Origin of the sequence: Moritella sp. 36 (assembly GCF_018219415.1) — a bacterium.
Lineage (GTDB): Bacteria > Pseudomonadota > Gammaproteobacteria > Enterobacterales > Moritellaceae > Moritella.
In genome coordinates, this window is record NZ_CP056120.1 from 5,022,266 (window position 1) to 5,037,375 (window position 15,110).

At 39.3% G+C, this 15,110-nt stretch carries 17 protein-coding genes; 1 reads left to right on the forward strand and 16 read right to left on the reverse strand.

Annotation, left to right across the window (positions count from 1 at the left end):
• Positions 1-21: 21 nt before the first annotated feature.
• The 8 genes from atpE to mioC all read right to left on the reverse strand — a co-directional run bounded on the left by atpE (position 22) and on the right by mioC (position 7,117).
• Complete coding sequence (atpE, locus tag HWV03_RS22410) at positions 22-264, reverse strand: F0F1 ATP synthase subunit C (RefSeq protein WP_017223402.1); 243 nt, start codon at positions 262-264, stop codon at positions 22-24.
• A gap of 51 nt (positions 265-315) precedes the next feature.
• Positions 316-1,092 (reverse strand): F0F1 ATP synthase subunit A, encoded by a 777-nt coding sequence (gene atpB / locus HWV03_RS22415; protein ID WP_211677968.1) that lies wholly within the window; start codon positions 1,090-1,092, stop codon positions 316-318.
• A 3-nt stretch (positions 1,093-1,095) separates the two neighbouring features.
• Complete coding sequence (locus tag HWV03_RS22420) at positions 1,096-1,485, reverse strand: ATP synthase subunit I (RefSeq protein WP_211673522.1); 390 nt, start codon at positions 1,483-1,485, stop codon at positions 1,096-1,098.
• A 389-nt stretch (positions 1,486-1,874) separates the two neighbouring features.
• Positions 1,875-2,768 (reverse strand): ParB/RepB/Spo0J family partition protein, encoded by an 894-nt coding sequence (locus tag HWV03_RS22425; RefSeq protein WP_211677969.1) that lies wholly within the window; start codon positions 2,766-2,768, stop codon positions 1,875-1,877.
• The gene (locus tag HWV03_RS22430; protein WP_211677970.1) at positions 2,765-3,568 is read right to left on the reverse strand and encodes a ParA family protein; all 804 of its coding nucleotides are present in this window, start codon (positions 3,566-3,568) and stop codon (positions 2,765-2,767) included. The genes HWV03_RS22425 and HWV03_RS22430 overlap by 4 nt, the downstream gene beginning before the upstream one ends.
• Before the next feature lie 12 nt (positions 3,569-3,580).
• Positions 3,581-4,201: a 16S rRNA (guanine(527)-N(7))-methyltransferase RsmG gene (gene rsmG, locus HWV03_RS22435; RefSeq protein WP_211677971.1), complete on the reverse strand. Its 621-nt coding sequence runs from the start codon at positions 4,199-4,201 to the stop codon at positions 3,581-3,583.
• Positions 4,202-4,394: 193 nt separating this feature from the next.
• Positions 4,395-6,278 carry a tRNA uridine-5-carboxymethylaminomethyl(34) synthesis enzyme MnmG gene (gene mnmG, locus HWV03_RS22440; protein ID WP_211677972.1) on the reverse strand — a complete coding sequence of 628 codons (1,884 nt, stop codon included), beginning with the start codon at positions 6,276-6,278 and terminating at the stop codon, positions 4,395-4,397.
• A gap of 389 nt (positions 6,279-6,667) precedes the next feature.
• On the reverse strand, positions 6,668-7,117 hold the full coding sequence (mioC, locus tag HWV03_RS22445) for an FMN-binding protein MioC (protein ID WP_211677973.1): 450 nt from the start codon (positions 7,115-7,117) through the stop codon (positions 6,668-6,670).
• A 91-nt stretch (positions 7,118-7,208) separates the two neighbouring features.
• On the opposite strand from mioC, the gene HWV03_RS22450 reads away from it, so the two are divergent.
• Positions 7,209-8,246 carry an HDOD domain-containing protein gene (locus tag HWV03_RS22450; RefSeq protein WP_211677974.1) on the forward strand — a complete coding sequence of 346 codons (1,038 nt, stop codon included), beginning with the start codon at positions 7,209-7,211 and terminating at the stop codon, positions 8,244-8,246.
• A 264-nt stretch (positions 8,247-8,510) separates the two neighbouring features.
• Here HWV03_RS22450 and mnmE read toward each other — a convergent pair whose 3' ends face one another.
• The 8 genes from mnmE to HWV03_RS22490 all read right to left on the reverse strand — a co-directional run bounded on the left by mnmE (position 8,511) and on the right by HWV03_RS22490 (position 14,849).
• Complete coding sequence (mnmE, locus tag HWV03_RS22455) at positions 8,511-9,875, reverse strand: tRNA uridine-5-carboxymethylaminomethyl(34) synthesis GTPase MnmE (RefSeq protein WP_211677975.1); 1,365 nt, start codon at positions 9,873-9,875, stop codon at positions 8,511-8,513.
• A 76-nt stretch (positions 9,876-9,951) separates the two neighbouring features.
• Complete coding sequence (gene yidC, locus HWV03_RS22460) at positions 9,952-11,595, reverse strand: membrane protein insertase YidC (protein WP_211677976.1); 1,644 nt, start codon at positions 11,593-11,595, stop codon at positions 9,952-9,954.
• A gap of 7 nt (positions 11,596-11,602) precedes the next feature.
• Positions 11,603-11,854 carry a membrane protein insertion efficiency factor YidD gene (gene yidD, locus HWV03_RS22465; protein ID WP_075472414.1) on the reverse strand — a complete coding sequence of 84 codons (252 nt, stop codon included), beginning with the start codon at positions 11,852-11,854 and terminating at the stop codon, positions 11,603-11,605.
• The gene (rnpA, locus tag HWV03_RS22470) at positions 11,821-12,144 is read right to left on the reverse strand and encodes a ribonuclease P protein component (RefSeq protein WP_045112339.1); all 324 of its coding nucleotides are present in this window, start codon (positions 12,142-12,144) and stop codon (positions 11,821-11,823) included. Before rnpA ends, yidD begins: the two co-directional genes overlap by 34 nt.
• A 42-nt stretch (positions 12,145-12,186) precedes the next feature.
• On the reverse strand, positions 12,187-12,321 hold the full coding sequence (gene rpmH / locus HWV03_RS22475) for a 50S ribosomal protein L34 (RefSeq protein ID WP_006034071.1): 135 nt from the start codon (positions 12,319-12,321) through the stop codon (positions 12,187-12,189).
• Positions 12,322-12,694: 373 nt separating this feature from the next.
• Positions 12,695-13,429: an amino acid ABC transporter ATP-binding protein gene (locus HWV03_RS22480; protein ID WP_211677977.1), complete on the reverse strand. Its 735-nt coding sequence runs from the start codon at positions 13,427-13,429 to the stop codon at positions 12,695-12,697.
• A 1-nt stretch (position 13,430) separates the two neighbouring features.
• Positions 13,431-14,030, reverse strand: a complete 600-nt coding sequence (locus HWV03_RS22485) for an amino acid ABC transporter permease (protein ID WP_255546985.1) — start codon at positions 14,028-14,030, stop codon at positions 13,431-13,433.
• 66 nt (positions 14,031-14,096) lie between these two features.
• Positions 14,097-14,849: an amino acid ABC transporter substrate-binding protein gene (locus HWV03_RS22490; RefSeq protein WP_211673532.1), complete on the reverse strand. Its 753-nt coding sequence runs from the start codon at positions 14,847-14,849 to the stop codon at positions 14,097-14,099.
• Between the last annotated feature and the right edge of the window lie 261 nt (positions 14,850-15,110).

The window sequence follows — 15,110 nt, forward strand, 5'->3', positions numbered from 1 at the left end:
TAGTAGTGGACCAAAAGCTGATTAAGCGATGAATGGGTTCGCGAATAATAGGAATAATGCGATACCAACTGCAATCATAGAGATCGCATCAAGAAGACCAGCAACGATGAACATTTTAGTTTGTAGTGCAGGCGCCATCTCTGGTTGACGAGCAGAAGACTCTAGGAATTTGCCACCTAAGATAGCGAAGCCGATTGCTGTACCGAATGCAGCAAAACCTAGTAAGATAGCAACAGCGAAAATAGTAGCTGATACAGTTTCCATTTTATTCTCCAATAAGATAAAAAATTTTAATTAAAAATTTGTGTTTATAAATTAATGATCTTCACATGCACTGCTTAGATAAACCATAGACAGCATCATGAAGATAAACCCTTGTAGAACGATTACCAAAATATGGAAAATCGCCCATGGCACACTTAGTCCCCACTGAAGGTACCAAGGCATAAGCGCGATCAAAATAAAGATCAGCTCACCTGCGTACATGTTACCAAACAAACGAAGCGCTAATGAAATAGGCTTAGCCAGTAAAGTAACCATTTCCAGTGCAAAGTTAAAAGGAATAAATAACCAGTGGTTAAATGGGTTCATAGTCAGTTCACGAGTGAACCCACCGATACCTTTAACCTTGATGCTGAAACCAACAATAAGCGCAAAAATACTTAATGACATAGCAAATGTCGTATTTAAGTCTGTTGTTGGAACAACTTTCATGTAGTCAATTCCCATTGCTTTTGCGGCTTCAGGAATGAAATCCACAGGAACCAAATCCATTGTATTCATCAGAATAACCATCATAAAGATAGTTAATGACAGCGGTGCAATTAACGCGTTGCGACCATGAAAAGATTCTTTCACGATATCGTTCACAAACTCGATGCACATTTCAACGAAACATTGAAATTTACCCGGTACGCCCGTTGTCGCTTTCTGACCAACTTTATAGAATGTCCCTAAGAATAAAATTCCTAAAGCGAGAGTTACGAAAAGTGTGTCTAGGTGCCAAGTCCAAAATCCTTCACCAACCGCTAAATTAGTTAAGTGATGTTGGATATATTGGGTCGACGTTAGTGCTTCACCTGTTGCAGACATTTTTCATCCCAGTTTTTTGTTCATAAAATAAGGAGCAAATAATTGTGAGCCAATTGCTAATGAGAACGTCACGTAAAGAGGAAGATAATTCACCTTAACGAAACCTAATACCGCAATAAAGAACACAACTGTCAGTACCAATTTTAGCGATTCACCTAATGCAAATGATGCTACAACATCTTTAATCTGTCTGGCGCCCATAAACCGGAAAGCCAAACGGGTAAAAATGTAATTTGGCAAGACATAAATAATGCCACCAAAGAGTGCAGAGCGAGCTGAAAGCTCACCATCAATAAGCAAAAAGGTTAATGCGCAAACGGCCACTAATAGCACCTGAAATACAATCAATTTAATAGCTTGACTGAACGCATTCATTGCTAATTTATTTGACACAATAAACCCCTAAAACAATCTTTTTGAAGCATTCAAAAAAAATATATAAAAACGCTTCTAAAAGCAGGATAAATTATACGTTGAAGTGGTGCTAATGCAACTCATTGCAAGCCAGATAAGGAAAGCTAAGTAGAATATTCTGAAAAATGAGATATGACAGGTGTTACCCACTAATGAGTACCACCCTTATAATATTAAATTCTATACAACGCAGTTATTATGAAATAAAGTTATTTTGACACCGGGTAAAATATAAACCTTTGATATTTCAAGTGAAGATTATTGTAAAGAAAAGCGTATCTTACTGAGCTAAATAATATTTATTGACTCATAACTGAACTTTAAAAAATATTAACTTAATTTGATCTTTATCACCCAGAGGTCAAAATTTAACCCAAAGTTGCAACTATATCATCCAATTCAGCAAGGCTAGTATAATCAATTGTTAACTTCCCACATCCATTTGCACCTTGTTTTATGATAACTTTGGCTTTTAATCGTTCAGATAAGCGATATTCTAGGTTAACAACATCGGGATCTTTCACCTTTATTGGGCTTATTTCAGCTTTAGGTTCAAGTAGCTTTCGCACCAATTTTTCGGTATCCCGAACCGTTAAACCTCGCTGGGCAATATTGCTTGCCGCTTGTGATTGCAGTTCACCTTCAAGTGCCAATAATGCTCGGGCATGACCCATCTCAATATCACCATGCTCAAGTAATATTTTAACGTCGCTATTTAAGCTATTTAAGCGTAATAAATTAGAGACTGAAGCGCGTGATTTACCCACTGCATCAGCGACCTGTTGATGGGTTAACGAAAATTCTTCGATTAAACGCTGTAATGCAGTTGATTCTTCCATTGCATTTAAGTCTTCACGTTGAATATTTTCAATTAGAGACATCGCCATAACCGCTTCGTCAGCCACATCTTTGACAATACAAGGGACTTTACTTAAACCCGCTAATTGTGCAGCTCGCCAGCGACGTTCGCCAGCAATAATTTCAAATTTTTGCGCGCTCAATTCACGCACCACGATAGGTTGGATAATACCTTGTGCTGTAATTGATGCTGCTAATTCATCTAAGGCATCCGTAGCCATGTCTTTACGTGGTTGATACTTACCTGGATACAACCATTCAATCGGTAATTTTTTGAATTCACTTTCAACGGTTAGTATCGATTGCGGTAAATCATCTTCAACTTGTTCTTTGGTTCTTGCAATGGCACTGGTACCGAGCAAAGCATCCAGACCTTTACCTAACCCTCGTTTTTTCGCGTTCATGCTTGTTCCTTTGTCTGTTCGCTCTGTTCATCAGCTAATTCTTGACGACGAATAATTTCACCTGCGAGTGCTAAATACGCTTTAGCCCCGTTAGATGATTTATCATAATACATGGCAGGCGCACCAAAACTCGGCGCTTCAGCTAAGCGAACATTACGCGGGATCACCGTGCGATAGACTTTATCCCCGAAATGTTGCTTTAGTTGTTCGGAGACGTCAGATGCTAATCGGTTACGTGGGTCATACATAGTACGTAGTATGCCTTCGATTTTTAACTCAGGATTCACAGCGGCGGATAATTTACTGGTGGTATCCATCAATGCGGTAAGTCCTTCTAACGCATAATATTCACATTGCATTGGCACTATAATTGAGTCAGCAGCAGCCATGGCATTAATTGTTAATAAGTTTAGCGATGGCGGACAATCAATAAAAATATAATCGTAATAGTCTTTCACCGCCACTAATGCATTCTTTAACCGTAATTCGCGGGCAAAGAATGCCATTAACTTAATTTCTGCCGCAGTGACATCTTGGTTAGCTGCAATCAGATGATATTTACCCGACGTTTCAGTAACCACGACTTCTTTTACAGGTTTCTCATCAACCAATAAATCATAGGCAGAATATTCGACGCTATATTTGTCGACACCACTGCCCATGGTTGCATTACCTTGTGGATCAAGATCAATCAGCAATACCTTACGTTTAGTCGCCGACATTGAGGCTGCTAAATTGACACAAGTAGTTGTTTTTCCTACGCCACCTTTTTGGTTAGCTATTGCTATGATTTTGCCCACAAATGTTCCCTATTATTTAATCTCAGACATGACGATTAGATGACGTTCGCCCTCTAACTCTGGCACTGTTAGTTTATATGCAACTTCCAGTTTAAATTTAGTATTCAATGTTTTGATTTCACCCGTTGGTTTTACCCCTTTCAACGCATAAAACAATCCATCTGGTTTTGGTAGGTGCTTACACCAATGTAACATATCTTCTAGTGAAGCAAACGCACGACTTAATACCCCATCAAATTTAATTTCTGGGTGATACTCTTCGACACGAGATTGCACAGGTGTGACGTTGGTTAATTTTAATTCGTGTACAGCTTGGGTAATAAAACGAATTCGTTTACCTAAACTATCAAGTAACACAAATTCTTTATCAGGATTCATGATTGCTAGCGGTAAACCAGGTAAGCCTGGGCCAGTACCTACATCAATAAAACGTTCACCTTCTAAATAAGGGCTCACGACAAGACTGTCCATGATATGTTTTACTAACATTTCATCTGGATCACGTACCGAAGTTAGATTGTATGCTTTATTCCACTTGTGTAATAAAGCCACTAATGCCACTAATTGTTGCTTTTGTGTATCAGTAACAACCAAAGAGGTTTGCGCTAATAATGCTTCGAGGCGGTTGATCATACGTAGATTTACTCCGGTAAAACGCGATTATTTAAGTTAATATTAAATCGTAGAAAAAAAGAAAAAGACAACCTACTAAGTAAGGTAGAGGCACCTTAGTTAAATAGTAGCATTGCGAATTAGGGAATGATGTCAAAAATGCAGTTATATAGCCACCGATAAATGCGTTAACGGTGGCTGTTGTACTCATTATTTATTTATTGAGTAGGTTTTGTTTTTTCAAATAAATTAACAGAATTGAAATCGCAGCAGGTGTGATACCTGAAATACGAGATGCCATGCCAATCGTTTGTGGTTTAACTTCGATTAACTTAGCTACAACCTCATTAGAAAGACCTTTAATTTTTGCGTAATCTAAATCCGTTGGCAACAAGGTATTTTCATGACGCAGTTGCTTTTCAATCTCAGTTTTCTGACGGTTAATATAACCTTCATATTTAATTGTAATTTCAACTTGTTCTGCAGCAGATTCATGCTCCAGTTTAGGACCCAGCTCTTCGATTGTCATCAAGGCATCGTAGGTGACCTCAGGACGACGAACAAGATCTTCCAATGTATGTTCGCGTGAGAGTGGTTTAGCCAGTAATGCATTGATCTTATCCGCAAATGCTTTATTAGGATTGATCCAAGTAGAGCGTAAACGTTGTTGTTCCAGTTCAATGGCTTCCATTTTCTCGTTAAACACTTGCCAGCGATGATCATCAACTAAACCGAGTTCACGACCTTGCTCCGTTAAACGAGCATCCGCGTTATCTTCACGCAGTAATAGGCGGTATTCAGCACGACTGGTAAACATACGGTACGGTTCTTTGGTCCCTAATGTTGCAAGATCGTCGATTAATACACCTAAGTAAGCCTGATCACGGCGTGGATGCCATGTATCTTCTTCTCGTGCTGTGCGTGCTGCATTTAAACCAGCAAGTAGACCTTGTGCCGCGGCTTCTTCATAACCTGTAGTACCGTTAATTTGACCAGCTAAGAACAAGCCTTCGATAAATTTACTTTCTAACGTCAACTTAAGATCACGGGGATCGAAGTAATCATACTCGATCGCATAACCAGGGCGAGTAATATGGGCATTCTCTAAACCACGGATCGAACGAACAAGATCGACTTGTACATCATACGGTAAACTTGTTGAGATGCCGTTAGGGTAAACTTCATGCGTTGTTAAGCCTTCAGGCTCGATAAAAATCTGATGCGATTCTTTATCTGCAAATCGAGTGATCTTATCTTCGATCGATGGACAATAACGTGGGCCTATGCCTTCGATCACACCTGTGTACATTGGGCTACGATCCATACCACTACGGATCACATCATGGGTCTTATTATTAGTATGAGTAATGTAACAAGGTATCTGTTGTGGATGATCTTTACGACTACCAATGAAAGAAAATACCGGTGTAGGTGCATCACCGTGTTGCTCTTCCATCACAGAGAAATCAATTGTACGACCATCAATACGAGGCGGGGTGCCAGTTTTCAAACGACTAGTACGGATAGGCAATTCACGTAAACGTGCGGCTAACGAAACGGATGCAGGATCGCCAGCTCGGCCACCTGCATAGTTCTGTAAGCCAATGTGGATAAGCCCATCAAGGAATGTACCAACCGTCAATACAACTGATTTCGCTTTAAACTTAAGTCCTGCTTGCGTTACAACACCAACAACACGATCGTTTTCAATAATAAGATCATCAACAGACTGTTGGAATATAGTTAAGTTTTGCTGATTTTCAAGTTTTTGGCGTACTGCTGATTTATACAATAAACGATCCGCTTGTGCACGTGTCGCTCGAACTGCCGGACCTTTACTTGAATTTAATGTTCTAAATTGGATACCACCGAGGTCAGTGGCTTGACCCATAATGCCGCCAAGTGCATCAATTTCTTTAACCAAGTGACCTTTACCAATACCACCGATGGCTGGATTACATGACATATGTCCAAGCGTATCGATGTTATGGGTTAATAATAATGTATTTCGTCCCATACGAGCAGCAGCAGCAGCAGCTTCTGTGCCAGCATGTCCGCCACCTACGACGATAACTTCAAATTGTTCATGGTATGCCATGTATCACCTCGGTTTTATTTGGCGGATATATTCAGAGCGGCACAGTTTACGGTTTTCTCTAACAGATGCAAATGATCTTAAATATATTTTTAATTTAGATCTAACTGTTGATCTTAAGATCTTATAAGAGATCTTATTAGATCTATTATTAAGGGCGGCTTGATCTGTTGATAACCCTCTTTGATCTAGAAAGATCATGCGTTTAGCTGTGATCACTTGCTGTTAGTAAGGGTTGTGCTTGTTACGTATAAGTTGGGTGTAAATAGCCTAGTTATACACAGCTCATGTGTACACTGATTTATTCTACAAGGATAACTATAGGTTGATCACAAGAAAGATCTATAGTTATCCACAGAAAATAAAAATAAAAAAACACGATCATGGTTATATTATAGCCATTTTTTAGACCATTCAGGGAACCATATGTCGATCGCATCTTCAGGAATCGGCGTTTCCAGCGTGCAAATTTCGAGTGCGATCGCCACCTTTTCGGCATTTAATAGTGTTAATTGACGATCGATCATGTGTCCTGCATTGCAAAATTGATCATAAGATTTAGAGCCTAGTGCGATCACACTGTATTTAATCAAGCTTAAATCGGGATTGTTTTGTGCGAGTTGTTGTGCGAACGGGGCTATGTTTTCTGGGTAATCACCAGCGCCGTGGGTTGCTGTGCAGATGATCCAAGGGTTGTTTTTGTTGATCGGTAAATCCTTTAGCTGAGGATCGAGGTGTATGTTGGCTTGAAAACCTTGATCAACAAGTTTCTCAGCTAAATGATCAGCTACATATTCTGCAGCTCCCAGTGTAGTGCCAACAATAATTTCAAATGTATACATGTTTTCCTCTTATTTTATGGTTTATTACGATAGTTTTATTGTAAAATATCATCAATTATAACTATTTTATTTATTGCTGATTAAGGCGCTTATGGCTTCATTATTTCAACGTTTTATTAATGTATTCGGGAACTTTAACGCGACAGAACAAGTAAGAAAAAAAACCACTAAACCTGTCATTAATAATGTTGCGACACCTAAAGTCAGTATACCTGATGTCGCTGTGAGGGATGAGATAATTGACACTAGTTCTCTTTTTTATGATTTATTGTTTAATAATCAGGAAGTGAATACAGAGGCTAATTTGGGCTTGAACCCATTAGAAAAAAGTATTTTGCTTAAAGTTGAAGCAAGTGTAGCGTGCCCTGAAAACATTGCTTTGAATGTAGTTAGATTACCTGCGGTATTACATAAAGTATCAAGCTTAATTGACAGTGATAATTATACTGCACAGCAATTGACAGCCTTGATTACCCAAGATCCTGCTCTTGCTGCGGATGTGATTAAGTTAGTCAATTCTGCGCACTATCAATTAGGCTCTCAAGAAGTGACAAGTTTACAAGAGGCCGTTGTTCGTTTAGGTGGTTTGCAAATTAAATCGATTGTATTGACGATCGTTATGCAAAATATAACCGAAATAAAGCCGATCTATTTTAAGTTGTTTGGTCAGTATTTGTGGAAACATTCGTTAACCACTGCCTTGTGGGCAAAAAAGCTGGCGAAGAGTAGGGGGGGTGATCCTGATTTAGCATATTTCATTGGTTTGATCCATGATGTGGGTAAAATTGCATTGTTTAAATTGATTGTGGATGAGATGAATATTAGTGATCCACAGTTTAGACCAAACTCCAAGTTATTCCGTCAAATGATGACTAAGCATTCATTGCGCTTGTCTGCACTGATAGCACAATCTTGGCAGTTACCTGGACCTGTGGTTAAAGCGTTATATGAACAAGTTGAAGCTAGCTCTGTGATAGAGCACACGGGGCCTGGTAAGCTATTAGAGGAGGCTAACTTATACAGTGAAATAAACTTGCTGTTAGCGCAGGGATATATCTCTCAGCTGCAGGCCAGTGAGTTTTGTATAGAGCATAAGTTAGATATTAAGGTTTGTATTGCCGGGGTATAAAGTCTAATTTTTTAATCGACTAAACCCATTTTTAAGGTCTAAAAAAATGCTTTACAAAGCCACTATATTTACAGTTTTAGTTGTTATTATTGTTGTTATTCAGCGGGCTTAAGTTGTGGGTAACTCTGTGGATGGCTTTGTAATAGGATCTTGTTGAATCGTTGCTGAAGTGTATTGGATGTGGGTATCATGATCTTGCTTCAATGGTAAATTTTGGTGCTGTGGATAAAGTGATGATCCCAATTAGGATCATCACTTTTATTTTTATTTACCGATACAGAATGAAGTAAAGATACGGCCAAGAAGATCATCCGAAGTGAACTCGCCGGTTATTTCTGACAGTTGCTCTTGCGCTAATCGTAGTTCTTCTGCAAGAAGCTCACCAGCCATATACACTTCAAGTTGGTATTTGCCTACTTGAAGGTGCTCATCGGCTTTCTCTATCGCATCTAAGTGACGACGTCGAGCAATAAACCCACCTTCTGTATTACTTTGATAACCCATGCATTCTTTTAAATGGTTTTTTAATTCGTCTAAACCAAGATTCTCTTTTGCTGATATTTTAAAAATGGAATGGCCTTGATCTTCACTCGATGTTAAGGTCTCTCCGGTTAGATCCATTTTATTTCTGATCACGGTGAGTCCGATCGATGATGGTAGGCGATCAATAAAGTCAGGCCAAATCTCGGCAGGATCCGTTGCATCTGTTGTGGTTCCGTCAACCATAAATAGAACTTGATCCGCATTGTTGATCTCTTCCCAAGCTCGTTCAATACCGATTTGTTCAACACGATCCGGGCTTTCGCGTAAACCAGCTGTATCAATAATATGTAATGGCATGCCATCAATATGGATATGTTCACGTAATACGTCACGCGTAGTGCCTGCGATGTCTGTCACAATCGCAGATTCTTTCCCTGCTAATGCATTTAGCAAGCTTGATTTACCGGCGTTAGGACGACCTGCAATAACAACCTTCATACCTTCGCGAATGATGGTTCCTTGCTTTGCTTCTTTCTGTACAGCTGTAAGGTTATCCATGATCTTATACAATGCTTGGGCTATTTTACCATCAGCAAGAAAATCAACTTCTTCTTCTGGAAAATCAATCGACGCTTCAACATAAATGCGTAAGTGAATTAAACTTTCGGTTAGAGTATTAATCTTTTTCGAGAACTCTCCTTGCAGTGAGTTCATTGCTGATTTAACTGCGCGTTCAGAGGTTGCATCGATTAGATCTGCAATTGCTTCAGCTTGGGTTAAATCCATTTTATCATTGAGGAATGCACGCTCTGAGAATTCCCCTGGACGGGCCATTCTAATACCGTCTATTTTTAGAATTCGACGCATCAGCATATCCATTATCACAGGGCCACCATGACCTTGTAATTCTAAAACATCTTCACCAGTAAATGAATTTGGTGCTTTGAACAAGATCGCGATACCTTGGTCAATTGTTTGCTGCTCTTCATCCAGGAAAGATAAGTAATCGGCTTTACGCACTGTTGGAATTTTATTTAAAACAGCCTGAGCGACTAACTCTGTTTTTGGTCCAGAGATACGAATAATACCAACACCACCTCGTCCTGGCGGTGTGGCTTGAGCAATGATAGTTTCATTAGTTAGCATGTGATTACCCGAAGATAGTAAGGTTTCTGATATGAAAAAAGGCGGCACAAGGGCCGCCTTGATAAGGTTAGCAAGTTTATTTCTTACTATGCAAACCTTGTTTTTCCAGAGCTCGGAAAATAATAGTTTGTTGGATAATAGTAACCACGTTACTCATTAACCAGTATAGAACTAGACCTGCAGGGAACCACAAGAAGAAGAAAGTAAACATAACAGGCATAAACTGCATTACTTTCTGTTGCATTGGGTCCTGAACTTGTGTCGGAGACATTTTTTGGATCATGTACATAGTAACACCCATTAATAGCGGTAATACGTAGTACGGGTCTTGTGCTGATAAATCATTAATCCACAATGCAAATGGCGCGTGACGTAATTCCACACTTTCCATTAGTGCCCAGTATAATGAGATGAAAATAGGCATTTGGATGATCATTGGGAAACAACCACCTAATGGATTTACTTTTTCTTCTTTATACAAAGCCATCATTGATTGCGACATTTTTTGTTTGTCGTCACCACATTTTTCACGCAGTGCAGTCAGTTTAGGTTGCAGTAAACGCATTTTTGCCATTGATGTGTATTGCGCTTTGGTTAGCGGATACATTGCACCACGCACGGTAAACGTGATCATTATTACAGCAATACCCCAGTTACCTACTAAGCCATGGAAGAACTGAAGTAATTTAAATAGCGGTTGTGCAATGAACCACAACCAGCTGTAATCAACGGTTAGGTCAAGGCCTTCAACCAGTTCACCCATCTCATCTTGTAATTTTGGACCAACCCAAAGTTTTGCTGAGATAGTTTTTTCGCTGTTTGCGGCAACTGTTTCAACTGGTTGTTTGAAACCAATGATCGCTTGACCTTTAGTAAACTCAGTACGACCAATGTTTAAGCTATAGAAATGGTTTTGGCTATCGCCAGGGATCCAGGCTGTTACAAAGTAATGCTGTAACATACCAACCCAACCAGCTGTAGTTGTACGGCTTAGGTTCGCATCGCTGATATCACTGAAATCGTATTTTTCATAACGCTTATCTGTCGTGCCGAGTGCTGCACCACGATAAGCTTTCATCATCATGCTGCTACCTTCGTCTTCTGCAAGATCAATATTTTGTTTTAATTGACCGTACATTTGCACCGAAATCGCATTAGCAGATTGGTTGTTAACTTTGTAGCTAACTTCAATATCATAACTACCGCGTGTAAGAGTAAATACTTTCGTAAATTTAACTCCATTCTCGTCTGTATATGATAATGGGATATCTAATGTATCACCTGAAATAGTGAAGCTTTTCGCTGTCGTACTATATTGTGGACGACCATTTGCATTTGCATCTGGACCATTTTTACCAATAAGACCACTTTGTGCGACATAAACATTTGTCGCATCATTTTGTAATAAGGTGAAACGTTCTTCAGAATCTAATTCTGTAGCATGGTCAAGTAAGTCGGCGCGAACAATATCACCACCTAATGTATCGATAGTCAGTTCAAGTACATCTGAGCTAATCGTGATCAGGTTATTTGATTGTTTGCTGTTTGGCGCATCAGTTGATGAGTCACTGCCTGCTGGTATATCGCCAGTTAAACCATTGCTGATCGCTTGAGTCGTTGTTGGTACTGCAACCGGGTTGTCTTTATTTTGCCACTCGGTGAATAGCAAAAAGCTGACAAACAATAATCCGATGACAAGTAAATTACGTTGGGATTCCATAATCTAATTAATCTCTTTGTTTGGGTTCTGGTACAGGATCGTAACCATGTTTATTACTAAAAGGATGACATATTAATAGACGTTTGGCTGTGAGCCAACAACCTTTTGTAAATCCGTGGAGTTTTATTGATTCTATCGCGTATTGAGAACACGTTGGAGTGAAGCGACAGCGAGGTCCAATCATCGGACTAATGAATAATTGGTACCCTCGTATTAATTTGGTGCCTAACCATTGCAACGGCGACAAAGTTTGCGCCATAACTTCTCCAATAATGCATCGATTTCTGCATTTTCCAAGTTTGCAATACCAGATTTAGCGATAACCACGATATCAACATTAGGAAAATCATGTTGGCGTGTCCGAAAACTTTCTCTGAATAGACGTTTAACTCGGTTACGGCCGACAGCAAGTTTAATCGCTTTTTTGGGTACAGCTAAACCAAGACGAGGATGTCCAAGTGAGTTATTTTTGGCAAGTATAGTTATATGAGGTGAGGCTGATCGCACAGGGTCTGCGAATACGTTTTTGAAGTGTTCGGGAGTTAACAAGCGTAACTCCCGAGGAAAGCTCTTATCTATCACGTCTGATAATTAAGCGCTTAAAGTCTTACGACCTTTTGCACGGCGACGTGCAAGAACCTTACGGCCACCTACAGTTGCTTTACGTGCGCGGAAACCGTGTGAACGTTTACGCTTAAGGTTACTTGGTTGAAAAGTACGTTTCATAGCTTTATCCGTTATAAATTTAACTGTACAGTTATGTTGAGTTAGCCAAGAAATAATGACCGGTCGTCAACTTGACTAACACAAAAAGAGGCGGAATTTTAATCATTCTTGTAAAACAAGTCAATAATTAATCAATACTCGCCTCGTGAAAATAGCAATATCTTACTTAAATTCGATATTCTCGGCCGATTATTATGCGATTGGATACATGAAATAATAGGCTAAATTCTTATCTATACAGATAAAAATTATAATTCGGTTTAATAATTGCTGTTATTCCAATCTGATCACAAGGGATCAAGCGGGGAATTATACAGGCTATTTACTAACTAACAAGTAAGCGCTGCTAATTTATCCACTTTATAACGACTGATTATTGATTTACTCGCTGTAAAAATGTTCGAGTACGAGGATCTTGCGGGTTATTAAAGATCATATCCGCGGATCCTTGTTCAATAATCTGACCTTGATCCATAAAAATCACCTGGTCTGCGATTTCTTTTGCAAATTGCATTTCGTGCGTAACAATTAGCATTGTTTGCTTTTGGTTGGCCAATTCACGCATTAATCCGAGAACTTCACCCACCCATTCAGGGTCTAATGCTGATGTCGGCTCGTCAAATAAGATTACTTTACTTTGTGCTGCCATTGCTCGTGCTATGCCGATTCGTTGTTGCTGTCCACCTGAAAGTGAAGAAGGGTAGCTATCCTTTTTATCACTTAAACCAATACTTTTAAGGATAGTAAGCGCTTCCTTTCTTGCGGTTTCAGCCGACTTACCTCGGACGGTAACTAAGCCCTCGGTTATGTTCTCGAGCGCCGTTTTATTGGCAAACAGTGCATAGTTTTGGAACACAAAGGCGGTTTTTTTACGCAGCTCCGTAATTTGTTTTTTAGTGGCACTATTGGCATCTACAACTAAATCATCAATAGTAATAGTAGCGGTTGTTGGTTGCTCTAGAAAGTTTAAACAACGTAATAGTGTTGATTTTCCTGTTCCTGAAGGACCGATAATAACGGTGGTCTCACCTTCTTTGATATCTAAATTAATTTGGCGTAAAACCACATTCTCACCAAAATGCTTACTTAAATTAGCTACTTTGATCATGCTAATACGCCTTATTGAGATAACGTTCTAAATGAACTTGTATTTGGGTAAAGACGAGTACCACTGCCCAGTAAATCAGCGCAACAGCCAGATAGCTTTCGAAGAAGTAAAAACTTGATGAAGCTTCCATCTGCGTTTTCGCCATGATCTCGGTAACACCTAGCGTAAATGCTAAAGATGTGCTTTTGATCATATCGATAAAGTAATTCATCAATGATGGTGTCGCAATTCGCGCAGCCTGTGGGAGCACGATACGGCGCATCGCTTGACTCGAGGTCATTCCGATACTGAGTGAGGCTTCCATCTGTGATTTATCCACCGCCATGATTGCTGCGCGGATACTTTCAGCCTTGTAAGCAGCAAAGTGCAGGGTTAATCCAATCACGGATGCGGTAAATGCATCCATGTTTATCAATATTGGGAATACTCGCGGCAGACCGTAATAAAGCAAAAATAACTGTACAAGGAGCGGGGTACCACGAAAGAAAGAAATAAATAACATAGCTAATTGATTGAGCACAGGTATTTTGAACGTGCGTACAACCGCTAAGCCAATGGCTATTATCAGGGCGAAAAAGACACCAATCAGTGCCATCTGCATGGTTGTTCCCAAATACTTAAGCAGTATCGGGAACAGATTTAGCATGTACTCAAGATTAAATTGCATTTATTTTACAGTGATATCCGTTGAGAACCATTTTTCTGAAATTGCAGCTAGAGTGCCATCTGCACGCATGCTATCCAGCGTTGTATTTACTTTTAGGCGTAGTGCTTCTTGTTTTTCTGTTTTCAAAAATGGCATTGCATTTTCGATAGTTTCAAACGTTGGGCCTGCAAGTTGTAACGGTAATGGTGATTTGTTAATTAATTCAAGTGATGATAAACGATCCATCACAAACGCATCGGTACGACCTAATGCTACATCACGTTCGATACCAGTGTCGTAGGTTTTGATGGTAATGTTGTTATTGGTATCGTATTTGCGTAATAAATCAGCAAAATTAGAGCCTAAGTTTACGCCAACTGTTTTGTTTGCAAGGTCATCAACACCATTAATTTCGGTATTGCCTTTTCTTACCACGACTTGAGCACCATCATACACGTAAGTTTGGCTAAATGAATATTTGGCTGTGCGTGCAGGAGTGATGGTTACTTGATTTGAAATCGTATCGATACGACCTGTTTCTAGCATTCCAAATAGGCCGGAAAAATTAACAGTAATGAATTTTACTTTTGAATCATTACGTTTGGCGATCTCTTTCCATAAATCCACTTCAAAACCTTGGAGTTGATCATTTTTTGAAAAAGTGAACGGGAAGTAGTTACCTGACATACCGACTTTAATTGTTTCTTGTGCGTGTGCTACGCTTGTTAATGTTGTACTTACAAGCATTGCTGCTGCTAATAATAGTTTTTTCATGAGCCACCCTGGTTACGCAAATAATATGTTTAATGCGTGCATGATATTCTAATGTAAAATGAATTATAAATAGCGTTTAGTTATAACTAATTGCTAAAAGATAGCGTGATTTATTATATTTACTGGTTTTTTCATATCTATTCGCACCTTATTGGTTTTTATTTTGCTTTTGTGTGGATAAGTGTTTATTCATGCTAGCGCTTATGCACAATTAGCAGTAAAATAATCCATTATTCTTTATTTTTATCTGGAGTGTGGAGA